We start from the raw sequence: 22840 nt of genomic DNA on the forward strand, positions 1-22840 counted from the left end.
TCCAGCACCGTCGCCGGCTCCAGCACCGGCTCCTCCGGTACCGGCGGCGGGGCGCACCCCGGGAGTGGGGTGGCCGCGTGAGCAGGAACAGGCGTGACTCACTCGGCGGTAAGGCCGCCATCGCCGGGATCGGGGCGACCGAGTTCTCCAAGGACTCCGGGCGCAGCGAACTCAAGCTGGCCGTGGAAGCCGTCCACTCTGCCCTCGACGACGCGGGCCTCACCCCCGCCGACGTGGACGGTCTGGTCACCTTCACCATGGACACCAGCCCCGAGATCACGGTCGCCCAGGCCGCCGGTATCGGGGAGCTGTCCTTCTTCTCCCGCATCCACTACGGAGGTGGCGCCGCCTGCGCCACTGTGCAGCAAGCCGCGCTCGCTGTCGCCGCCGGAGTGGCGGACGTGGTCGTCTGCTATCGGGCGTTCAATGAGCGCTCCGGGCGGCGATTCGGTTCGGGCGTCCAGCACCGGGAGCCGTCGGCCGAGGGCGCCGCACTCGGCTGGGCGTTGCCGTTCGGTCTGCTCACACCCGCCTCCTGGGTGGCGATGGCCGCCCAGCGGTATCTGCACACGTACGGCCTCGCACCCGATGTGTTCGGCCACGTCGCGGTGACCGACCGCCGGTATGCGGCGCGCAACCCGGCGGCGTACTTCTACGAGAAGCCGATCACCCTCGCCGATCACGCCGCCTCAAGGTGGATCGTGGAGCCGTTGCGGCTGCTGGACTGCTGTCAGGAGACCGACGGCGGGCAGGCGATCGTCGTCACCAGCGCCGAGCGGGCCCGTGATCTGCGCCGTCCGCCGGCGGTGATCGTAGCTGCGGCGCAGGGGGCGGGCCGGGCACAGGAGCAGATGACCAGTTTCTACCGGGACGATCTGAGCGGGCTGCCCGAGATGAGTGTGGTGGCCCGACAGCTCTGGCAGACCTCCGGGCTGCGGCCCTCCGACATCGACGTGGGCATCCTCTACGACCACTTCACCCCGTTCGTACTGATGCAGCTGGAGGAGTTCGGCTTCTGCAAGCCGGGTGAGGCGGGGGCCTTCGTCGCGGAGGAGGCGCTTGCGCTGAACACCCACGGTGGTCAGCTGGGGGAGGCGTATCTGCACGGCATGAACGGCATAGCGGAAGCGGTGCGGCAGGTGCGCGGCACTTCGGTGAACCAGATATCCGGTGCGGCCACCACGCTTGTCACCGCGGGGACCGGCGTACCCACATCCGGGCTCATCCTCGGCACGGACGGCTGACACTGCGGCGTGGACGTTGGGCGGTCCGGGGAGGCGGGCCGTTCACTGCGCCCTATGCAACGACAAAAGATGTTCTTGTCCCATCTTCTCGGCGCAGCCGTCGTCATGGCTCTCACAGCCCCTACCGCGGATGCCGCACCGGCCGTCACCTCTTCCCTGCCAGGCGTACCGGCGGGTGCGGCGGCCGACGCAGCAGGCGGTGCCCAGCCGGGCGGGCAGCCCGGTACGGGGGCAGCCGCCGAGACCGACACCCTGGGAGACCCGGTGCTCGGCACCCGAGAGCCGCGGGCCGACGAGCGGCAGGCCAGTGAGCCGCAGGCCGGGGAGCCGTTGACCAGGGAGCCGTCGACCGGAGAGACAGCGGCCGGTGAGCCGGGTGCCGGGGACAGGGACGCAGCCTCTTCCGCGTCTGCCGCCGCTGCCGGGCCCGACCGGTTCGACGGCTACGGGTTCGACACCTGCGTCACACCGTCTCTCGCGACGATGCGCGCCTGGAAGTCCTCCCGGTACCGGAGCATCGGCGTCTACTACGGAGGCCGCGGCCGGGGCTGTCCGAACCAGCCCGAGCTCACCAGGGACTGGGTGTCGAGCGTGTACGGGATGGGCTGGAAGGTGCTGCCGGTGTTCGTCGGCTCGCAGTCGCCCTGTGTGGCGGCCGACAGTAAACGGAAGGTCGCCATCGGTTCGGATCCCGCCGGCCAGGGAGCCGAAGAGGCCCGCGACGCGGTCGAGCAGGCCGGGGCGCTCGGGATGGTGAAAGGGTCACCGCTCTACCTGGACATGGAGGCGTACGACCAGGGCGACCGCGACTGCGCGGCCACCACCCTCTCGTTCATCCGTTCCTGGGACCGGGAGGTGGAGCGGCTCGGTTATGTCGCCGGCTTCTACAGCAGCGCGGATTCCGGAGTGGCGCAGCTGGGTGCGGAACGCAGGGCGGGTACGTCGGACCTGCCCTCGGTGATGTGGTTCGCCCGCTGGAACGGCGAACCGTCGGTGGCGGAGGAGCCGTCGTTGCGGAGCGAGGACTGGTCGCCGCATCAGCGGATCCACCAGTACGCGGGTGAGGTGAAGGAGGAGCACGGAGGCCAGGAACTCACGATCGACCGGAACCGGGTCGACGCCCCGGTGGCCCGCATCGCCGACTAGCCCGGACAGGACCGGACCTGGTGGGCCCCGGCCCCCTGCGGCAAACCGACCCAGCGAGCCTTGCTGACCCGGCGGCCGCGGCCGCCCTCGCTCGCCCCCACGCCCTCCCCGGAATCCGTACCGGTCCATCACGGGAACCCCGATGAGGGGAGGGCCGTCCTCCACCTTCAGGAGGTGGGGCTACCACCACTCCTACAACCTGAGGGGGACCCGCCTTCGGCACCTGTGGGCGATCTGCTCAGGGGCTTCGGCTCCTAGCGTGGAGCTATGACCACGCCAGTCTGTACCAGCGCAGCGAAGGCAGCGACGCCGTACTCGTCGTTCGCCACCTATATGCGTGCCCGGGGGCCCGTTCTGCTGCGTACAGCCCGTTCTCTGACCGCCAATCCGAGTGATGCCGAGGATCTGCTCCAGACCGCGCTGACCAAGACCTATGTCGCGTGGGAGCGGATCGAGGACCATCGTGCGCTGGACGGGTATGTCCGGCGGGCGCTGGTGAACACCCGTACGTCGCAGTGGCGCAAGCGCAAGGTCGACGAGTTCGCCTGCGAGGACCTTCCCGAGCCGGAGGCCGCGCCGGAGCCCGACGCGGCCGAGCAGCAGGCACTGCGCGACGCGATGTGGCACGCGGTGATGAAGCTGCCCGACCGGCAGCGGGCCATGCTGGTGCTCCGCTACTACGAGGACCTCAGCGAGCAGCAGACCGCCGAGGTGCTCGGGGTCTCGATCGGTACGGTCAAGAGCGCGGTGTCCCGTGCGCTCGGCAAGCTCCGTGAGGACCCGGAGCTCTCCCCCGCACGCTGAGCCCGCCCGGGGCGGGACCGGGGCGGGGCCAGGGCGGGAGCCTGGGCTTGTGCTGAGCCGACGGGGTGCTGAGCCGACGGGTGCTGAGCCGGAGCGGGTGGTGAGAGCGGACAGCGGGCCGGAGCGGCGGGAGAGCGGTGGATTTCCTGAGGGCGGGTAGTGACATACCAGCTGGTATGTGCGCAGAATTGCGACACATTACCCATGCGTAGGCAACGCTGCTCCCCAGGAGGACGCCGTGCTGAGCACGATGCAGGACGTACCGCTGACAGTGACCCGCATCCTCGTCCACGGAACGCTGGTACACGGCGCCTCCCAGATCACCACCTGGACCGGCGATGCCGCAACACCGCAGCGCCGTTCCTTCGCCGAGACCGGCGGGCGCGCCGTACAACTCGCCAACGCCCTCCGGGACGAGCTGGGGGTCGAAGGCGACCAGCGGGTGGCAACGCTCATGTGGAACAACGCGGAGCATGTGGAGGCGTACTTCGCCGTTCCCTCCATGGGCGCCGTTCTGCACACCCTCAATATCCGGCTCCCCGCCGAGCAGCTGACCTGGATCGTCAACCACGCGGCCGACCGCGTGATCATCGTCAACGGCTCCCTGCTGCCGCTGCTCACGCCCCTGCTGCCGGACCTGCCGACCGTCGAGCACGTGGTGGTGAGCGGCCCGGGAGACCGCTCACTGCTCGCCGGGGCCACGGCGACCGTCCATGAGTACGAGGAACTGATCGCGGGCCGCCCGACGAAGTTCGACTGGCCCGAGATCGACGAACGGCAGGCCGCAGCCCTCTGCTACACCTCGGGCACCACGGGCGAGCCCAAGGGCGTCGTCTACTCCCACCGTTCGATCTACCTGCACTCCATGCAGGTCAACTCGGCCCAGTCGATGGGGCTCACGGACCAGGACACGACGCTCGTGGTCGTGCCGCAGTTTCATGTCAACGCCTGGGGTCTGCCGCACGCGACCTTCATGTCGGGCATCAACATGCTGATGCCCGACCGTTTTCTCCAGCCCGAGCCGCTCGCCGAGATGATCGAGCAGGAGAAACCGACGCACGCGGCGGCCGTGCCCACGATCTGGCAGGGGCTGCTGGCCGAGGTGACCGCCCATCCGCGTGATCTGAGCTCGATGGCGCGGGTCACCATCGGCGGCGCCGCCTGTCCGCCCGCGCTGATGGAGGCGTACGACAAGCTGGGCGTCCGGCTCTGCCACGCCTGGGGCATGACGGAGACCTCACCGCTGGGGACGACGTCCAACCCGCCCGCCGGTCTGACCCCGGAGGAGGAGTGGCCGTACCGCGTCACCCAGGGCCGCTTCCCCGTGGGTATCGAGGCACGGCTCGCCGGGCCCGGTGGCGGCATCCTGCCGTGGGACGGTGAATCGGCCGGTGAGCTGGAGGTACGGGGGCCGTGGATCGCCGGGGCGTACTACGGCGGCGCGGGCGGCGAGAACTTCCGGCCGGCCGACAAGTTCAGCGCCGACGGCTGGCTGAAGACCGGCGATGTCGGGGTCATCAGCCCGGACGGCTATCTGACGCTCACCGACCGTGCGAAGGACGTCATCAAGTCCGGCGGGGAGTGGATTTCGAGCGTCGACCTGGAGAACGCGATCATGGCCCATCCCGCCGTGGCCGAGGCCGCGGTGGTCGCCGTCCCCGACGAGAAGTGGGGCGAACGGCCGCTCGCGACGGTGGTGCTGAAGGAGGGTGAAAGCGTCGGGTACGAGGAGCTCAGGGCCTTCCTCGCCCGGTCCGTCGCCAAGTGGCAGCTGCCGGAACGATGGGCCGTCGTGCCGTCGGTGCCGAAGACGTCGGTCGGGAAGTTCGACAAGAAGGTGCTCAGGAAGCAGTACGCGGACGGTGAGTTGGACGCGACCGAGTTGCGCACGGCTGACTGAGGTGGACGCGGCTCGGTCGGGCCTGGCCTGGTGGGCCCAACCGGGTTGAGCCCGGGGCAGCTCCGACGCCGGGCCCACCGGAGAGGCCCGGTATCAGAGCGCCCCGGCCCGACCGCCGCCCCGCCTGATCGCCCCGGCCCGGTCTACGGCCTCAGTTGGTGCCGATCTTCGCCAGCAGGTCGACGATCCGGCCCTGCACCTCGGCGCTGGTGGAGCGTTCCGCGAGGAACAGCACGGTCTCGCCCGACGCGAGTCCCGGCAGTTGGGCCGCGTCCATCCCGGCCGAGGTGTAGACGACCAGCGGGGTGCGGTTCAGCTGCCCGTTCGCGCGGAGCCAGTCGACGATCCCGGCGCGGCGGCGGCGTACCTGCATCAGGTCCATCACCACCAGGTTCGGCCGCATCTGGGCAGCCAGGGCGACGGCCTCCGCGTCGGTGCCGGCCCGCGCCACCTGCATACCGCGTCGCTCCAACGTCTCCGTCAGGGCGAGCGCGATCTCCTCGTGCTCCTCGATCAGCAGCACACGCGACGGGTGCTGCTCCGAGTCGCGCGGGGCCAGCGCCTTCAACAGGACGGCTGGGTCAGCCCCGTAGGCCGCCTCCCGCGTCGCCTGCCCGAGCCCCGCCGTCACCAGCACCGGCACCTCGGCCGCCACCGCCGCCTGGCGCAGTGACTGCAGCGCCTTACGGGTGATCGGCCCGGTCAGCGGGTCGACGAAGAGCGCCGCCGGGAACGCGGCGATCTGGGCATCGACCTCCTCCCGCGAGTGCACGATCACCGGGCGGTAGCCGCGGTCGCTCAGCGCCTGCTGAGTGGAGACGTCGGGCGCGGGCCAGACGAGCAGCCGCCGCGGGTTGTCGAGCGGCTCGGGAGGCAACTCGTCGTCCACCGGCTGCGGCTGCGGCCGGTTGGCCACCTCCACGGCGCCACCGGGCCCGTCCAGCGGTTCGGGCCCCTCCGCCCCCTCGTCCGGGGCGCCGATGGCGTACGAACGGCCCTCCGACTGCGGTGAGAGGCGTCGCTGGGACTGCTGATTCTGCAGCGACTGCGCGGCCTGCTGGGACTGCGGCGGCTGCTGGGATTGGGAGGGTTGCGCGGCCTGTGGAGATTTCTGGGCCTGCTGGGGAAGCTGAGCCTGCTGTGGCATGGGGGGCTGCTGGGCCGTATGAGCCGAGGGGGGCATCTGACCCGGCCGGTTCTGGTTCGTCCCCTGCGGCGCCTGGCCCTGCATCTGGTGGCGCTGCATCTGGTGGCCCTGCGGCGAGCGGCCCTGCCGCTGTGCGGTCGGCTGCTGTGCGCTCTGTTCGTGCGGTGCGCCCTGCTCGCCGGTGGCCTGGGGGTGTGGCCGGGCGGCCGGTTCGGGGCGCTCGCCCTCCGGCGGGGCCGCGAGCTTGCGCCGGCGTCCGGAACCCAGCGAGTGCGGCTGGTTCTGCTGTGCCGCGAACTGTTCGGCGAACGGCATACCCTGCCCGAGCGTCCGCACGCTTATGGCACGTCCCTGCGTGCCATCGGCGGCCACCGGCTCCTCGGCGGGCAGCGGCTGGGCCGCGGCCTCGTCGGCCGCCGCCCGCTCGGTGACGGAGGCCCAGCCCTCGGGCGACGCGTACAACGTGCCGTCCTTGGGCACCTCTTCACCCGCCTCCATCCCCGCCGCCGGATGGTGCTGCGGCGGCGCGAGCGGTTCACCGCCGGTCCGTCCGTCCGCCCGTACGGAGTCGTGGCGGCCCGGCAGCGAGCCCTCGGGCGGTACGGGGCCCGGCTGCGGCTGTCCCTGTACGCGGTCGGCGTCCGCAGGGGGAAGCGCGAACGGCGTACGCGGGCGCTCGGCCTCTGCGGCCGCCGATGCCGAAGCGGTGGCCAGAGCCCGGCGCGCCCGGCGGCCCGGGGGTGGAGTCTGCGGCTGGCCCGGCTGGCCCGGCTGGTTGTGTGCCGCGATTTCCTGCTGGGGAGCGGCGGGCGCCGGGCCCAGGGCGGGGCGGGTGTTCTCGATCTCACGCACCCCGTCCGTGCGCCGTGCGCGCCGCCCGGTGGGCACCGGCGCATCCGCCGGTACGCCCTGCGGCGGCACCGTCGCCCCGCGCTGTGCGTGGCCACCGGGCGCGCCGCCCCGCGCGTTCTCGGCGGCGGTCACCACGGACCCCTCCGACGGCATGCCTCCTGCGGCAGGCATGGAGCCCATGGAGCCCTGGGGGCCGCCGGCTCCATCCGACAGCTCCGTACGTCCGCCGAGCGGTGCGTCCGTACGCCCGCGCCTGCGCCCTGTCCCGCCGTCACCGGCGCCGTTCTCCTGCGCGGGAATCGACGGCCCGGTGCGGCCCGCTGCCGCACTGCCCGCACTGCCCGGCACACCCCTGGCTCCGCCCCCGGCCGCGTCGGCACCGGAAGGCACCGTTCCGGGCCCGCCCCTGCCGGTCGGACCCGCACCGGACCCGTCCGTACGGGCCGCACCCGGAGCGTCCGACGGAGCTGGAGCCAACGCCTGAGCGGGGCCGGGCGCGGGAACCGCCACGCCGATACCACCGGCACCACCGGAGCCACCGATACCACCAGCACCACTCGGCCCACCAGCACCACTCGGCCCACCGGAGCCACCAGGCGCACCGGCGCCACCCGGCCCGGCCTCCCCACGGCGTGCCCTGCGTCGGCCCGTGGGCGGCTCCGGCGCACCGGCACCCGTGGCGTCCGCCGGGTTCGCGCCCCCGTCGCCCCCGGAGCCCTCCAGGAAGGCATCCGTGGAGGAGCGCCTGCCCCGCCGCCGTCCGCCGCCCGCCGACGCGTTCGGCCGGTCCTGCGCCGTACCGCCACCGCCGGGCTCGGCCGGTACGGCACCGTTCGCGGCGGCCGGGTCCAGCGTCCCCGAACCGTTCCCGATGGGCAGCTCCAGTACGTACGCACTGCCGGTCGTCCCCGGCACCTCATGGGTCTGGAGCACGCCGCCGTGCGCCCGGACGATGCCGCGCACGATCGGTTCGTGCACCGGGTCGCCGCCGCCGAACGGCCCGCGCACCTCGATCCGTACGACCTCGCCGCGCTGCGCGGCGGCCACCACGATCGTCGAGTCCACATAGGCGCCGCCGGGCGAGACCCGCGCCTTGCCGGTGGCGTCCACACCGGCCACATCGGCGATCAGATGCGCGAGAGCGCTCGCCAGCCGGCCACCGTCGACCTCGGCCTCTATGGGCGGAGCGTGCACCGCGAACTGCACCCGGCCGGGCCCGATCAGCTCGACCGCGCCCTCCACACCCGCCGCCACCACGGTGTCGAGCATGATCTTCGCCCTGGTCAGCTCCTCGGTCCCGGCGGCGAGCCGCTGGAAGCCGAGCACGCTGTCGACGAGCGTGGTCATCCGGGCGTATCCGGCGGCCAGATGGTGCAGGATCTGGTTGGCCTCGGGCCACAGCTGTCCGGCCGGATCGGCGGCGAGCGTGCCCAGCTCGGCCCGCAGCTCCTCCAACGGCCCGCGCAGGGCGTCGCCGAGGACCGCGGTCAGCTGCTGCTGCCGCTCCTGGAGCGCCTCGTACTGTTCGGTCCGCGCGGCCAGTTCGGCCGCGTGCTGCTCGTCGCGGGCGGCGAGTTCGTCCGCGTGCCGCTTGTCCCGGGCCGCGAGTTCGTCCGTGTGCCGTGCATCGGCGGCGGCGTTCCGCTCGTCCTTGGCCCGGAGTTCGTCGGCGTGCTGCTTGGCCTGCTTCTCGTACGGGCGGCGGTCGGCGAAGGTCAGCACCGCGCCGACGAGCTGCTCACCGTCCCGTACCGGCGCCGTCGTCAGATCGACCGGCACCGGGCTGCCGTCCTTCGCCCACAGCACCTGCCCGCGCACCCGGTGCTTGCGCCCGGACCTCAGCGTGTCGGCGAGGGCGCTCTCGTCGTACGGGAACGGCTCACCGTCGGCGCGGGAGTGCTGCACCAGCGGGTGCAGCTCCTTGCCGCCGAGATCGCTCGCCCGGAAGCCGAGGATCTGCGCGACGGAAGGGTTGACGAGTACGACCCGCCCGTCGGTGTCGGTGCCCACGACGCCCTCGGACGCCGCGCGGAGGATCATCTCGGTCTGCCGCTGCGAACGGGCCAGTTCGGCCTCGGTGTCGATGGTGCCCGACAGATCGCGTACGACGAGCATCAGCAGTTCGTCACCGGTGAACCCGCCGGCGCGCGGGTCGTAGGCCTCCCGGCCGTCCTCCAGGTTCGCGCTGGTCACCTCGACCGGGAACTCCGCGCCGTCGGTGCGCCGCGCGAGCATCCGCGTCGGCTTCGTCCTGCCCCGCTCGTCCGCGCCTTCGGGCCGCCGCATCGAACCCGGGATCAGCCGCGAGTCGAAGTGCGGCAGCAGATCGAGCAGTCCCCGGCCGACGAGTGCCGTGCCCGGTGTCTCGAAGGCTTCGAGGGCGATGGAGTTGGCGTTGACGACCGTGCCGTTGCAATTGACGAGCAACAGCCCGTCCGGGAGGGCGTCAAGTATGGCTGCGAGGCGAGCAGCGCCTCGGGATGGCCTGCTGCTCACGACGACGCTTCCTCCCTGAACTACTGCACCTTGCTGACAACCCGGCCCATCTTGCCCCTCGGGCCACGGTGTGTCACTGCTGGAAGTCTAAAGGCAGGCGCTCCGGACATGCGGCGGATGAGGGGGAGCTCTCACCAAGGTTGTGTGCACGAACGGCCTGGCACGGCAGGTCTGAACGGTCTGGCACGGCCGGTCCCGGGTGCTCCCGGCCGTCCCGGGACGCTGTTGTCGCTCCAGGGCCCTCCCGGTCGCTTCCGGCTGAACTTTCAGGCGACGGTACGCGGAAGGACAGGTTCGAGCGCGTCCCAGCGGGCGACCTCGCACCCATTGGTACGCCGGAACGTCGCATCGACGGGCTGCCCCCGCCAGACCCCGGTGATGTGCGCGGTGGCCGGGCCGCCGTACTGCATCGTGCACATCCTCGTGGCGGGGACGGGCGCGAACGGCTTCCGCCCGTCGGCGGCGAGCTGGTCCAGCCGGTCGCATGCCTGCTGCGGCGAGGCGTGCGTCCCTCCGGCGGGCGCGCAGACGAGCCGACGCGTGCCGTCGGCGGCGCGGGCGCCGGAATCGGAGACGCTGATGGTGAGCCGGTCACGGACCCGGGGATCGGGAAGCCGGTGGCCGGGTTGCGTGACGGGGGCCGGGACCGGGGCGGTGGCGGCCGGTGCGGTGGTCTCGGCTGTCGCGGCGACGGGGGCGGCGGCCAGCGCGGACAGACAGACGACGGCGGTGAGGGCGATGCGGCGCAGCATGACGTAACTCCTCGGCGGGTCGGGTCGGCGGACATGAATGAGGAGTACGGCTACGCAGTACGACTCATCAGTGGTACGGCTCGGGGGCGGTGGCGCCCCTGCCTCTCTAACGCTCCTGAGCGCCGTGCGTTGCGCGCCACGAACGACTTTGCTCTGCCGCCCCACGGCCTAGTACCGTGGGGCGCGATTGGTGACGGCCCGCAAAGCTGTGTCATCATCTGCACGCACCACTTCGCGCTCGCGCGACTGTGTTCGGTGTGCTGGAGGCGTCGCCTAGTCCGGTCTATGGCGCCGCACTGCTAATGCGGTTTGGGTTTTACGGCCCATCGAGGGTTCAAATCCCTCCGCCTCCGCCAGCTGGATCACTGAAGCCCCGTCCGTGAAGGACGGGGCTTCAGTCGTCCCGCGGCATGGTCCGCAGGGCGTGGGCTGGGTGAGTTTCCGCAGCTCAGTGAGGGTGCGGCCAATGGATTTCACCTGACGCCGCAGGTCATGTAATGTTGTTCTCGCAACGCGGACGGGGCAGAAAAGCCCGGAACGCCAAGCACTCGTAGCTTAACGGATAGAGCATCTGACTACGGATCAGAAGGTTGCAGGTTCGAATCCTGCCGAGTGCACAGCAGGCAAGAGGCCCCGGAGAGATCCGGGGCCTCTTGCGTTTCACTGGCGTACGGCGGCGAAGCGCAGCAACTTGATCATCCGGTGCCACCCATCACGCCGGACAGCAGCTCGATCGCCGGGCAGCTCGATCGCCGGGCGCGCCTCTTCCTGCGCCCAGGGGTGTGTGGGCGTGGGTCATGGCGTGGCCCGAGTGTTCCGGAACGCCGTGGTGTCTGGCCCCGGCGACGATGAGCAGGCCGACTGCCCCGAGGGCGGCGGCCGATACGGCGATCACGGTGACGCCCAGGCTTTGCAGCAGGAGGCCACCGATGATGCCACCCAGGGCCATCGCGGCGTTCCAGAGGGTGACGAGGACGGCTTGTGCGGTGTCGGCGGCAGCGCTGCTGTGCCGCATTCCGGCTTGTCCGGCTGCGGTTTGCAGCAAGGTCGGGGCGCCGCCCCACCCCAGTCCCCAAAGAACAGCGGCGACCCAGACGATCGCGTGTGTGGTGCTGACGGCAAGAGCTGCGGTGGCGAGAGTGAACAGCGCCGAGCCGGTGATCATCAGAGTCCGTAGTCGGCGGTCGACATGGCGTCCGACGTACCAAATGCTCACCAGGCAGGCGACACCGAAAGCGAGGAGAACCGCGTCGGTCGCCGCCCCGAGCCCTGCGTGCTGCAGGTAGGGAGCGATGTAGGCATAGATGATCGTGTGCCCGAGAACGAATGTCGTGACCGTGACCATGATCGGCGCGACACCGGGCAGCGCCAGGGTCTGCCGCAGGGGCGATTTCGGTGATTCTGGTGCGGGGTCCGGGCGGTTGGTGCCGGTCTGTTCCATGGCGGGTTGCCGCACGCCCGGGACGGATGCGCTGATCCAGCCGATGACGGCGAGAGTGACCAGGGAGACAGCGCCGAACGCCGCCCGCCATCCCACCTGTTCACCGATCAGCGTGCCGACCGGGACTCCCAGGGACAACGCCACTGGGATCCCGGTCATCGCCACTGCGATGGCGCGTCCTTCCAGGCCGGCAGGTGCGATACGGCGGGCATAGCCGGCGAGGATCGCCCAGGCCAGGCCGGCGGCCACTCCGGCGAGGAACCGGCCCGCAAGCAGGACGGCGTATCCCGGGGCAGCCGCAGTCAGGGTGTTGGCCACCAGGAAGACGGCCATGGCACCGAGCAGCAGTGGTTTCCGCGGAACAGACGCTGTCGCCCTGGCGAGCGGGATCGCGGTCAACGCCGTACCGGCCGCATAGACGGTGACGGCCTGGCCGGTAGCGCCTGAACTGGTGCCCAGTGAAGCCGACATCTCAGGCAGCACACCGGCGGGCAGAGTCTCCGTCAAGCTCGTGATGAAGACGGCAGTCCCCAGTGCCAGCAGCGCCGACCATGGCAGGCCGACCTGTCGCGTACGAGACTGTGTGTCAGAAGACGTGGTGGTCATGGGCCGAATCCTGAAACCTTCACATAGATGTGAGGGTCAAGTCGGGGTGCGCCGAGTAGCTTCGGTGGGTGTGAGGATCGGTGAGTTGTCGCGACTGACGGGTGCGTCCCGTCGGCTCCTTCGCTACTACGAGGAGCAGGGGCTGATTGTCCCGGACCGGGGCGCGAACGGGTATCGGGAGTATGACGAGCGCTACGTGGACCGGGTCAACCAGATCCGTGGCCTGCTGGATGCGGGGCTCCCCACTCGCATCATCAAGCAGATCCTTCCGTGCCTGGACAAACCTCGGTCGATCCACTTTCCCGATGCGACACCGGAGATGCTCGCCTTGCTGGCCGCCGAGCGGGACCGGCTCACCGAGCGGATCGACGTACTCATCCGCAACCGTGATGCGATGAGCGAGTACCTGACTGAAGTCGGACAGTGCCGAGCGCCGGTGCCTGGCAGCTCTCACGCAACACTGAACTGCCCTTCGGTGTCAGCAACGTCCTGATCCGCGACAACAGCTGTCGGCCCGGCCAGTTCTGTACTGCCGGATGGTCGCCGACTTCGCCTCGAACTTGCGGTCGTGCGAGGCACCAGGCTGAGCCTCTGGAAACCCTCAATTCCCTTGCCGTACGAAGAGCACGCCCGGCACGGTGATACACATGGCAGCTATGGCGGGATGGAACAGGAAGAACGACTTCGTGCTGGTCATCCGGGACGCGGACGTGGTCGCGGCGGCCCTGAGTCAGGCGCTGGCCGATGCGTCGCCCGAGGACCGCCCGGGGCTGGAACGTGCCGCCGCTCTCGTGGAGTCGACCGCCGCGGCCACCGAGAGCCAACTGCGGGCCCGCTGGGTACGGTCCCGGCTGGCGGCTGCCGGGTTCACCGGGGAGATCGACTCGGTCGCGGCGGTGAAGGCGCTGCGCCGGGCCGAGCCGAAGCTGAGCCTCCTTGCGGCGGTGCAATTCCAGAAGGAAGCGCTGAACCATCCGGAGTGATACGGCATGGGGATGGGGTACGGCGGGGCATGGCGACGCTCACTTCGGCCGGCCATCCCGGGTTCGCGGTCTCCTCCGGGCAGGTCTCAGGAATCGAGCACGGCAGCCACGGCCTCGATCTCGACGAGCTGGTCGCTGTAACCGAGCACGGTGACGCCCATCAAGGTGCTGGGTACGTCGTGGTCGCCGAAGGTGTCGCGGACTACCTGCCAGGCGGCCACCAGGTCCTCCCGCCGGGTTGATGCGACGAGCACCCGGGTGCTGATGACGTCCTGGAGTGATGCGCCCGCGTCGGTAAGAGCGGCTTGCATGTTCTCGATGGCTTTCGCTGCCTGGCCCGCGTAGTCCCCGATCGCTGCCGTGGAACCGTCCTCGTTCAGCGGGCATGACCCGGCGAGGAAGATCAGGCGTGACTCGGGCGGCGCGGTGGCTGCGTAGGCGTACTCGGCGACGTCGGACAGGGAGGCGGAGCGGATCAGAGTAATGGCGCGGGCCATGGCGCGGGGCCTTTCTCCTCGGGTGCTGAGCGCGGCCATCCTGCCAGCACCCTGGCGGCTCCCGCTCCCCAATTTCGCGGCCGCACGGTCCCGCCGCCCCCCCCCCGACTCCCGTAACGGGTTATGTGGCCGTCTCCGACCGTCCGGGCCGGAGTTGCGGAGACCGGGTCGCTGTCGCCTATCGAGTGAACTTGCCTTTGACCGGGCGGAGTTGCATATGCCTGCGGCTAGGTTCCGGGGCGGAGGTGGTGCTCGATGCGCGAGCAGGACACGCCGGATGACACGCCGGATTGCACGTCGGGTGACGAGCCGATGGCGCACTGCCGGGACGCGGTCGATGTCAGCGACTTCGTGTATGCGGCGACCGGCGCGCGGGTGCGGCGGTTGACGTTGCCCGACGGGACGCACTGGTTTCCCGCGGTGGATGTCGCGGGGAGTCTCGGTTACGCGAACACCCGGCAGGCGCTGTTGTGGCATGTCTCGCCGGACTGCCGGCAGAGCCTCGGCGATCTTGCGCGAAGTGTCTACGGGGCAGACGCTTCCCGCAGGATCGCCGGTCACGGCCTGAAGAAGTCCATGAAGATGGTGACGCTCGCCGGACTCGTCCAGCTCGTCAACGGCTGTACGAAGCAGGAGGCCGCGCCCTTCAGGAGATGGGTGGCCGATGTGGTGGCCACGGTGCAGCGCGACGGCGGCTACGCACTCGTCCCGGCCCCGGTGCAGCCCGCACCCGATCTGCGTACCGCCTTTGTCATGCCGGAGGAGATCGTCGACGCGATCGTACGGCTGGAGGAGCGGAGCATCCGGGCCGAAGAGGCGTGGGCGGCCCGGGAGGAGGAGCGTCATCTGCTCCTGCGTGAGGTCAACCGGGGACAGCACCTGCTGACCCAGGCCTTCCACCGGATCGCCGACTCGCTGGACCGGCTCGCCGAGCGCGCACAGCCGGGGGCGTCCGCTGCTTCGGCGGGTACTCCGCGCGAACTGCTCGCGTGCTGGCAGGACCGGAATCTGGTCATCACCGAGGACATCCGTACGGTCGCGACGGTGCTGGCGCCAGGCCTGGTGGAGGGGGCCGCCCGTTGCAGTACGGACGAGATCGCCGCACGTACTGGCCTGTCCCCCGCCCGGGTCCGGGACTGTGTCCGGCATCTGCTGCGGCGCGGATGCATACGTCAGTCGGGGTGCGCGGCGGACGGTGCGCCGGTCTACGTACTCGTCTGAGCCGAGGGGCGCGGAGCCGCCATCGGATCTGGGCGCGCGACGCGTCTCCGTGCCGGGCGGCTGCCGGGTGAGGGCCCACTGTCAGTGGTGGGTGGCATGCTGCGAGTAACTCGGATTCGCCGTCGGTGTGCGAGTGGATCACCCCTGTACGAGTGGACTGCGACCGTGGCTGTGCGGGTGGATCAACCACCGTCACTGTGCGGGTGGATCAACGTGTACGAGCGGGTCACCGTGTACGAGCGGGGCGGGAGAGCGGAAGAGCAGGAAGGGAGGGGCGGGGTCATGTGGCGTTCCGGTGGGCTGCGGTGGGGGGACGAGGGGCCGTGCCTCGTCTGGGAGGGGCGGGACCGGGCCAGTCCGCTGGTCTACGGGGCCGACCTCGGCTTCCGGGTCGAGGCGGCGGGGGAGCGTAGGTGTGTCGGCGCGCGGGGACACCCCTGTCCGGTGGGGGCGCGGGTGCCGGGGCGCGGTACGCAGGCGCGCTGCGGGGAGTGCGCGCGGCTCGACCGGGCGCACTCGGTGGCGGCCGACACCATCGCCGACGACCCCCGGGTCTACCGCGTCTATCTCGCCTGGTTCGGGCCCCGGATGGTCAAGGTGGGGATCACGGCGGAGGCGCGCGGTCCGGCGCGGCTGAAGGAGCAGGGGGCGGTGGCCTTCAGCTGGCTGGGGCGGGGGCCGTTGATGGCAGCGCGGCGGACCGAGGAACTGTTGCGCACGGCGCTCGGGGTGCCGGACCGGATCCCGTACGCCGACAAGCGGGCGGTCCGGTCCCGGCTGCCAGGGCGGGAGGAGCGGGCGGCTGAGATACGTGAGGTGCACGCGCGGGCCGTCGCGCTGGCCGGGTGGCCGGATTCGCTGGAGCGGATGGTCTGCGAAGTGGCGGACCACGGGGAGGTGTTCGGGCTTGCGGGGCTCGGTGAACCGGCGGGGGTGGTGAGTGAACTGGTGGCGGGCGGGGCCGTCGCCGGGCGGCTGGTGGCTGCCGCAGGGCCTGACCTGCATCTTGCCGGGGAGGACGGTTCGGTGACCGTCCTCGACACCCGGCTGATGGCCGGCTGGGGGCTGACGGGTGCGGAGCCGGACGCGGGGGTGACCGTGCCGGTGCGTGCGGCGCCGGCAGAAGCGGAGGTGGAGCAGCCGGGGTTGTTCTGAGGGGGGTGCCGTGGAGCGGTAGGGCATGGGGCGGTGAGGGTGCGGCCTGTCCCTGGGGGGCGGTGCGGGGCAGTGCGGTGTGAGCGCGGGGCGGTGCCGGTGTGGATGCCGGTGCGGGTGTGGGGCCATCCGGGGCCGGGGCGGTTGCTGTCCGGTGGGGGCCGGGTTTCTCAGGAAATTCACAGGATGGGGAAAGGGGTCTCTCAGAGGTTGCTCGGAGGGTGGGTGCATGACTACGACCTCGCCCCAGGGGCGTACCGGAATGTGCAGGCCCGACGGCACCGCGGTGCGTGTTCTCGTCGTGGACGACGAGGCCTCGCTCGCGGAGCTGCTCTCCATGGCGCTGCGCTATGAGGGCTGGCAGGTGCGCAGCGCCGGTGACGGGGCCGGAGCGGTGCGGGCGGCGCGTGAGTTCCGGCCCGATGCCGTGGTGCTCGATGTGATGCTCCCGGACATGGACGGCATCGCCGTGCTCGGCCGGATGCGCCGTGAGCTGCCGGATGTGCCGGTGCTCTTCCTGACCGCCAAGGACGCCGTGGAGGACAGGATCGCGGGGCTGACCGCGGGCGGTGACGACTATGTGACCAAGCCGTTCAGCCTGGAGGAGGTCGTGGCCAGACTGCGCGGGCTGATCCGGCGGTCCGGTACGGGGGCGCAGCGCAGCGAGTCGCTGCTCGCCGTCGGCGATCTGACCCTCGACGAGGACAGCCACGATGTGACCAGGGGCGGCACCAACATCCATCTCACCGCGACCGAGTTCGAGCTGCTGCGCTTCCTGATGCGCAACCCGCGCCGGGTGCTGTCCAAGGCGCAGATCCTCGACCGGGTGTGGTCGTACGACTTCGGCGGCCAGGCCAATGTCGTCGAGCTCTACATCTCGTATCTCCGGCGCAAGATCGACGCGGGGCGTACGCCGATGATCCACACCAGGCGCGGTGCCGGATATCTGATCAAGCCCGGGGAATAGGGGAGTCGCGGGTGTCGGTGCGTCGCAGCTGGTCGCTGCGGACTCGGCTCGTTGTCTCGGCCGTGGCGCTGATCGCCGTGGTGGTGGCCGTGATCGGTACGGTCACCACGATCGCCATGCACTCCAATCTGGAGCACCAGCTGGACAAACAGCTGACGGCGGCGGCCCGGCGGCCGGACCACGATCCGATGGGCGCCGACCGTCCCATCGTCCAGCAGCCCGGCCTGCCGATAGGAACCGTCGGCGGGCGCACCGTCGGCGGCAGCGGCGACCTGGTCGACGGGGTGAAGAGTGTGGCCGCGCCCGGTGCGCTGCCCGGTAGCGAGCCGCTCGGGGACGACCAGCTCGACGCGCTGAAGTCGGTGCCCAGGGACGGGCACACGCACACCGTTTCGCTCCCCGGGCTCGGGGACTTCCGGGCGGCCTACTCCCCCGGCGGTACGTTCGTGCTTGCGTTTCCGCTGACCGGTGTCCAGTCCACCGTCACCACCCTGATCGTGGTCGAGGTCTGTGTCACGGCGGCCGGGCTGCTGGCGGCAGTCGTGACGGGGACCGCGCTGGTCGGGATGGCGCTGCGCCCGCTGCGACGGGTCGCCGCGACCGCGACCCGGATCTCCGAACTCCCCCTGCACAGCGGCGAAGTGGCCCCGCTGGAACGAGTTCCGTATGCGGAGGCCGATGCGCGGACCGAGGTCGGACAGGTCGGCGCGGCGCTCAACCGGATGCTGGGCCATGTGGGTTCGGCGCTGGCCGCCCGGCAGGAGAGCGAGACGCGGGTACGGCAGTTCGTCGCCGACGCCAGCCATGAGCTGCGGACCCCGCTGGCCGCCATCCTGGGCTATGCCGAACTGACCCGGCGCGGCCATGAGGAGACCGGCCCGGACACCCGGCACGCGCTGGCGCGTATCGAGTCGGAGGCCGGGCGGATGACCGGCCTTGTGGAGGATCTGCTGCTGCTCGCGCGGCTGGATGCCGGGCGCCCGCTCGCGTACGCGAGAACTGATCTGTCGCCGCTCGTCATCGACGCGGTGAGCGACGCGCGCGCGGTGGGGCAGGACCACATCTGGCGGCTCGAACTGCCCGACGAACCGGCCCTGGTGTCGGCCGACGGGGCCCGTATCCAGCAGGCCCTGGTCAACCTGCTGGCCAATGCCCGTACCCACACTCCGCCCGGCACCACCGTCACCGCCCGGGTACGCCGGGACGCGGGCGCCGGCGCCGGTGGCGGGGGCGGGGGCGGCGGGGGTGGGATCGTGGTGGAGGTGCTGGACGACGGGCCTGGTATTCCGGCCGAGTTGCTCCCGTATGTCTTCGAACGGTTCGCCCGTGGGGACGCCTCACGGTCGCGGCACGCCGGTTCGACCGGGCTGGGTCTCGCGATCGTGCAGGCGGTCGTGGCGGCGCACGGCGGGACGGTGACGGTACGGAGCGCGCCGGGGCGGACGGAGTTCGCGGTGCGGCTGCCTGCGACTCCGGGCACTGCGGTCCCGGGTACCCCTGCGGTTCCGGGTACTCGTGCGGTTCCGGGCAGCCCTGCGGTTCCGGGCACTCATGCAGCTCCGGGCAGCCCTGCGGTTCCGGGTACTCGTGTGGTTCCGGGCAGCCCTGCGGTTCCGGGTACTCGTGCAGCTCCGGGCACCCCTGCGGTTCCGGGTACTCGTGCAGCTCCGGGCACCCCTGCGGTTCCCGACACCCCTGCGGCTCCGGCCGTCCCCGCTGCCCCGCCGTTCTCCACGGTGTCGGCCGTGCCCGCTGCCCCGTCGGCCTCCCCGGCTGGGCCAGTCCCGGCCACCCCCGCTGTCCGTCCCCCCGACTCACAGCCCCTCGCCGTCCCACCCCCAAACTCACAGCCCCCCCGCCGCCCCACCCTCACACCCCCCGACTCACAGTCCCACCACAGGCTGAGCACACAGGGATGACAGCGCGGCTGGCGAGTGTCGTCGGTATGCGAACCGATACTTCTCCAGGCGCCCTGCCTGCGCGGGAGCACCTCCCCGTGACGGCGGCCGATGCGCCCGTGCCCGACGCGCCCGTGCTCGATGTGGTGATCCCCGTGTACAACGAGGAGAAGGACCTCGAACCATGTGTGCTGCGGCTCCGTGACCATCTCGCCGGCACGTTCCCGTACAGCTTCCGCATCACGATCGCCGACAACGCAAGTACCGACCGGACGCCCGATGTGGCCGCCGGACTCGCGGCCACGCTGGACGAGGTGCGGACCGTCCGGCTCGACCAGAAAGGGCGCGGCCGGGCGCTGCGGAGTGTGTGGTCCGCGTCCGAATCTCCCGTGCTCGCCTATATGGACGTCGATCTCTCCACCGGGCTCAACGCGCTGCTGCCCCTGGTCGCCCCGCTGATCTCCGGCCACTCGGATCTGGCCATCGGCTCCCGGCTGGCGAGGAGTTCGCGGGTGGTGCGGGGCCCCAAGCGCGAGTTCATCTCCCGCGCGTACAACCTGATCCTGCGCTCGTCGCTCTCCGCCCGGTTCAGCGACGCCCAGTGCGGGTTCAAGGCCATCCGCCGGGATGTCGCGCAGCGGTTGCTGCCGATGGTCGAGGACACCGGGTGGTTCTTCGACACCGAGATGCTGGTGGTCGCCGAGCGGGCCGGGCTGCGGATCCATGAGGTTCCCGTCGACTGGGTCGACGATCCGGAGTCCACCGTGCGCATCGTGCGGACGGCCGTCGACGACCTCAAGGGCGTCTGGCGGGTGGGGCGCGCGCTGGGAGTCGGCGCGCTCCCGCTCGACCGCCTTGCGCGCCCCTTCGGGGAAGACCCCCGCGACCGCGAACTGCCGGGTGTACCGGGCGGGCTGGCCCGCCAGCTGGTCGGTTTCTGCGTCGTCGGCGCGGTCTCCACCCTGCTCTATCTGCTGCTCTACTCGCTGTTCCGTACGGGCGTGAGCCCCCAGATCGCCAACGCGGGCGCTCTGCTGGTCTCGGCGCTGATCAACACCGCCGCCAACCGGAAGCTCACGTTCGGGGTGAGCGGGCGCGACAGCGCGGTACGCCATCAGGCCCAGGGGCTGGTCGTGTTCGCGATCGGCCTCGCCCTCACCAGCGGGTCGCTCGCCGCGCTCGGCGCAGCGTCCGACGCCCCCTCGCACGGCACCGAACTCGCCGTGCTGATCGCGGCCAATCTCGCAGCGACGGTGCTGCGTTTCCTGCTCTTCCGCGCCTGGGTGTTCCCCGAGCGGCGCACCGACGACCCGAGGACCGCACGATGACCACCACCGGCATTCACCAGATCCCGACCACCGCCGCGCCGCCGGCCATGTCTCCGCGCCTGGTCCGGCTGTGGCGCGGACGCCCCGATGACCCGCGCTGGGCGCGCCCCGCGTTCCTCGGGCTGCTGCTGCTCACACTCGTCGCGTACCTCTGGGACCTCAGCGCGTCCGGATACGCCAACTCCTTCTACTCCGCGGCGGTCCAGGCCGGAGGGGAGAGCTGGAAGGCCCTCTTCTTCGGCTCGCTCGACTCGGCGAACGCCATCACGGTCGACAAACCCCCGGCCGCCCTCTGGCCGATGGCGCTCTCGGTGCGGATCTTCGGGCTGAGTTCCTGGTCGGTCCTGGTCCCGCAGGCGCTGATGGGGGTGGGGACGGTCGCGGTGCTGTACGCGGCGGTCAGGCGCCGGTTCAGTGCGGCGGCCGGGCTCATCGCGGCGGGTGCGCTGGCGACGACTCCGGTGGCGGCGCTGATGTTCCGCTTCAACAACCCGGACGCTCTGCTGGCGCTGCTGATGACGGTCACCGTCTACCTCGTGCTGCGGGCGCTGGAGGACGGCCGGACCAAGTGGCTGGTGTGGGCGGGTGTGGCGATCGGTTTCGCCTTCCTGGCCAAGACGCTTCAGGCCTTCCTGATCCTGCCGCCGCTGGCTGTCGTGTACGCGGTGTTCGCGCCCACGACGGTACGCAGGCGGCTGGCCCAGATCGGGCTGTCCGCGGTGGCGGTGGTCGTCGCGGGCGGCTGGTGGACGGCGATCGTCGAACTGTGGCCCGCGTCCTCACGTCCGTACATCGGCGGCTCGCAGAACAACTCGTTCCTGGAGCTGACCTTCGGCTACAACGGGCTCGGCCGGATCAGCGGCGACGAGACCGGAAGCGTCGGTGGCGGTGGCGGTGGCGGTGGTGGCGGCCGGGGGATGGGCGGCTGGGGTGAGACCGGTCTCGACCGGATGTTCAACTCCGAGATCGGCAGCCAGATCTCGTGGCTGCTGCCCGCCGCGCTGATCCTGCTGGTGGCCGGCGTCGTCATCACCTGGCGGGCGAAGCGTACGGAGACCGCGCGCGGGGCGTTCCTGGCGTGGGGCGGCTCCCTGCTGATGACCCTGCTGATCTTCAGCTTCATGGCCGGGATCTTCCACCAGTACTACACGGTGGCCCTGGCGCCGTACATCGCCGCACTCGTCGGAATGGGCGTCTCGGTGCTCTGGGAGGAGCGCGGCCGGTTCGGTTGGTCGGCGGTGCTGGGTGTCGTGGTCGCGGCGACCGCCGTCTGGGCGTATGTGCTGCTGGGCCGGACGCCCGACTATCTGCCCTGGCTGCGCTGGGCGGTGCTGGTCGCGGGGCTCGCCGCCGCGCTCGGCCTGGCGTTGGCGGGCCGGCTGAACCGCCGGCTGGCGCTGGGCGCCGCGGGTGTGGGGCTGGTGGCCTCGCTGGCCGCGCCGTTCGCGTACACGGTCTCCACGCTGGCCACCCCGCACACCGGCTCGATCGTGACGGCGGGCCCGGCGGGGGCGAGCCGGATGGGCGGCATGGGCGGCGGCCCCGGCGGGGGCGGCCCGCGGATGGGGAAGCTGCCGAACGGGAAGGGCGGCGGGATGGTCGGCGGAGCCGGTATGAACGGCCGGCCGGGTACGAACGGCCAGGCCGGGGGGGATAGCCGGACCGGGGGGAACGGTCAGGCCCCGGGCGGTGGTCCCGGCGGACAGCAGGGTCAGCCGCCGACCGGTCAGCAGGGCCAGGGGCAGGGCCAGACCCAGAACGGCCAGGGTCAGGGGCAGGGTCAGGCGCAGAACGGCCAGGGCCGGGCGGGCCGTGGTGCGGGTGGCATGGCCGAGGGCGGCTTCCCGGGCGGCGGCAGGGGCGGTGGCATGGGCGGGCTGCTCGACGGTCAGCAGGTCAGCGCCAAGGTCAAGGCCAGGATCAGCGCCCACGCGGACGATTACACCTGGATGGCCGCAGCCATCGGCTCGCAGAACGCCGCGAGTTACCAGCTCGCGACCGAGAAGCCGGTCATGGCGATCGGTGGCTTCAACGGCAGCGATCCCTCCCCCACGCTCGCGCAGTTCAAGAAGGACGTGACGGAAGGGAAGATCCACTACTTCGTCGCAGGCGGTGGCATGGGCGGTGGCACGGGACCCGGCGGTTCCGGCAGCGGCACCGCTTCGAAGATCACGTCCTGGGTCGAGGGCCGGTTCGTGAAGGTGACGGTGGGTTCGACGACGCTGTACGACCTGACGCAGGTGAAGGCGGCCGGCACGAGCTCCTCCGGCAGCTGAGGCACAGCCGCCGAAGCGACCGCCGCAGTGATAACCGCGGCGACCGCCGAAGCAAGAAGCGCGGCGACCGCCGAGGCGGCCGCAAGAAGGGGCGGGGGCGGGGGGGGCTGCCCCGGCCCCCCCCGGG

At 71.3% G+C, this 22840-nt stretch carries 15 protein-coding genes, 2 tRNA genes and 1 pseudogene; 14 read left to right on the forward strand and 4 right to left on the reverse strand.

The window, feature by feature from the left end; translation table 11 throughout:
- The first annotated feature begins 77 nt into the window (after positions 1 to 77).
- From ACWGKJ_RS32230 to ACWGKJ_RS32245, 4 genes are all read left to right on the forward strand, one after another.
- Positions 78 to 1244, forward strand: a complete 1167-nt coding sequence (locus ACWGKJ_RS32230; protein WP_385026537.1) for a lipid-transfer protein — start codon at positions 78 to 80, stop codon at positions 1242 to 1244.
- A gap of 105 nt (positions 1245 to 1349) precedes the next feature.
- The gene (locus ACWGKJ_RS32235; protein ID WP_385026534.1) at positions 1350 to 2390 is read left to right on the forward strand and encodes a DUF1906 domain-containing protein; all 1041 of its coding nucleotides are present in this window, start codon (positions 1350 to 1352) and stop codon (positions 2388 to 2390) included.
- Between the two features lie 267 nt (positions 2391 to 2657).
- Entirely contained in the window at positions 2658 to 3194 is a 537-nt protein-coding gene (locus ACWGKJ_RS32240; RefSeq protein ID WP_385026531.1) for a SigE family RNA polymerase sigma factor, read from the forward strand.
- A 238-nt stretch (positions 3195 to 3432) separates the two neighbouring features.
- On the forward strand, positions 3433 to 5094 hold the full coding sequence (locus ACWGKJ_RS32245) for a long-chain fatty acid--CoA ligase (protein WP_385026528.1): 1662 nt from the start codon (positions 3433 to 3435) through the stop codon (positions 5092 to 5094).
- 151 nt (positions 5095 to 5245) lie between these two features.
- Here the strand turns inward: ACWGKJ_RS32245 and ACWGKJ_RS32250 are convergent, their stop codons facing one another.
- Both ACWGKJ_RS32250 and ACWGKJ_RS32255 read right to left on the reverse strand, forming a co-directional pair.
- The gene (locus ACWGKJ_RS32250) at positions 5246 to 9589 is read right to left on the reverse strand and encodes a PAS domain-containing protein (protein ID WP_385026525.1); all 4344 of its coding nucleotides are present in this window, start codon (positions 9587 to 9589) and stop codon (positions 5246 to 5248) included.
- Positions 9590 to 9855: 266 nt separating this feature from the next.
- A complete protein-coding gene (locus ACWGKJ_RS32255) occupies positions 9856 to 10341 on the reverse strand; it encodes an SSI family serine proteinase inhibitor (RefSeq protein ID WP_385026522.1) in 486 nt (161 codons plus the stop codon).
- 262 nt (positions 10342 to 10603) lie between these two features.
- Here ACWGKJ_RS32255 and ACWGKJ_RS32260 point away from each other — a divergent pair.
- A tRNA-Ser gene (locus ACWGKJ_RS32260) sits at positions 10604 to 10697 on the forward strand.
- Between the two features lie 188 nt (positions 10698 to 10885).
- Positions 10886 to 10958 (forward strand) — tRNA-Arg (locus ACWGKJ_RS32265).
- A gap of 95 nt (positions 10959 to 11053) precedes the next feature.
- On the opposite strand, the gene ACWGKJ_RS32270 is transcribed toward ACWGKJ_RS32265, so the two are convergent.
- Positions 11054 to 12388: an MFS transporter gene (locus ACWGKJ_RS32270; protein ID WP_385026519.1), complete on the reverse strand. Its 1335-nt coding sequence runs from the start codon at positions 12386 to 12388 to the stop codon at positions 11054 to 11056.
- 70 nt (positions 12389 to 12458) lie between these two features.
- Here ACWGKJ_RS32270 and ACWGKJ_RS32275 point away from each other — a divergent pair, with 70 nt between their 5' ends.
- On the forward strand, positions 12459 to 12881 hold the full coding sequence (locus tag ACWGKJ_RS32275; RefSeq protein ID WP_385026516.1) for a MerR family transcriptional regulator: 423 nt from the start codon (positions 12459 to 12461) through the stop codon (positions 12879 to 12881).
- Between the two features lie 154 nt (positions 12882 to 13035).
- Positions 13036 to 13371, forward strand: coding sequence for a hypothetical protein (locus ACWGKJ_RS32280; protein ID WP_385026513.1), 336 nt, complete (start codon positions 13036 to 13038; stop codon positions 13369 to 13371).
- An 86-nt stretch (positions 13372 to 13457) separates the two neighbouring features.
- Here the strand turns inward: ACWGKJ_RS32280 and ACWGKJ_RS32285 are convergent, their stop codons facing one another.
- Positions 13458 to 13868 (reverse strand): RidA family protein, encoded by a 411-nt coding sequence (locus ACWGKJ_RS32285; protein ID WP_385026510.1) that lies wholly within the window; start codon positions 13866 to 13868, stop codon positions 13458 to 13460.
- Between the two features lie 255 nt (positions 13869 to 14123).
- On the opposite strand from ACWGKJ_RS32285, the gene ACWGKJ_RS32290 reads away from it, so the two are divergent.
- The 6 genes and pseudogenes from ACWGKJ_RS32290 (at position 14124) to ACWGKJ_RS32315 (ending at position 22713) form a co-directional block, all read left to right on the forward strand.
- Positions 14124 to 15089, forward strand: coding sequence for a BRO family protein (locus ACWGKJ_RS32290; protein ID WP_385026507.1), 966 nt, complete (start codon positions 14124 to 14126; stop codon positions 15087 to 15089).
- 282 nt (positions 15090 to 15371) lie between these two features.
- Positions 15372 to 16244, forward strand: a complete 873-nt coding sequence (locus tag ACWGKJ_RS32295; RefSeq protein ID WP_385026505.1) for a DUF2797 domain-containing protein — start codon at positions 15372 to 15374, stop codon at positions 16242 to 16244.
- Between the two features lie 229 nt (positions 16245 to 16473).
- Positions 16474 to 17211 carry a response regulator transcription factor gene (locus ACWGKJ_RS32300; RefSeq protein WP_385026502.1) on the forward strand — a complete coding sequence of 246 codons (738 nt, stop codon included), beginning with the start codon at positions 16474 to 16476 and terminating at the stop codon, positions 17209 to 17211.
- Between the two features lie 17 nt (positions 17212 to 17228).
- Positions 17229 to 18704: pseudogene (locus ACWGKJ_RS32305) on the forward strand (HAMP domain-containing sensor histidine kinase); the annotation flags it as partial.
- 452 nt (positions 18705 to 19156) lie between these two features.
- The gene (locus ACWGKJ_RS32310) at positions 19157 to 20437 is read left to right on the forward strand and encodes a glycosyltransferase (protein ID WP_385026499.1); all 1281 of its coding nucleotides are present in this window, start codon (positions 19157 to 19159) and stop codon (positions 20435 to 20437) included.
- Complete coding sequence (locus tag ACWGKJ_RS32315; RefSeq protein ID WP_385026496.1) at positions 20434 to 22713, forward strand: ArnT family glycosyltransferase; 2280 nt, start codon at positions 20434 to 20436, stop codon at positions 22711 to 22713. The genes ACWGKJ_RS32310 and ACWGKJ_RS32315 overlap by 4 nt, the downstream gene beginning before the upstream one ends.
- Positions 22714 to 22840 lie beyond the last annotated feature (127 nt).

The sequence above is a fragment of the Streptomyces sp. NPDC054757 genome (genome assembly GCF_053612185.1).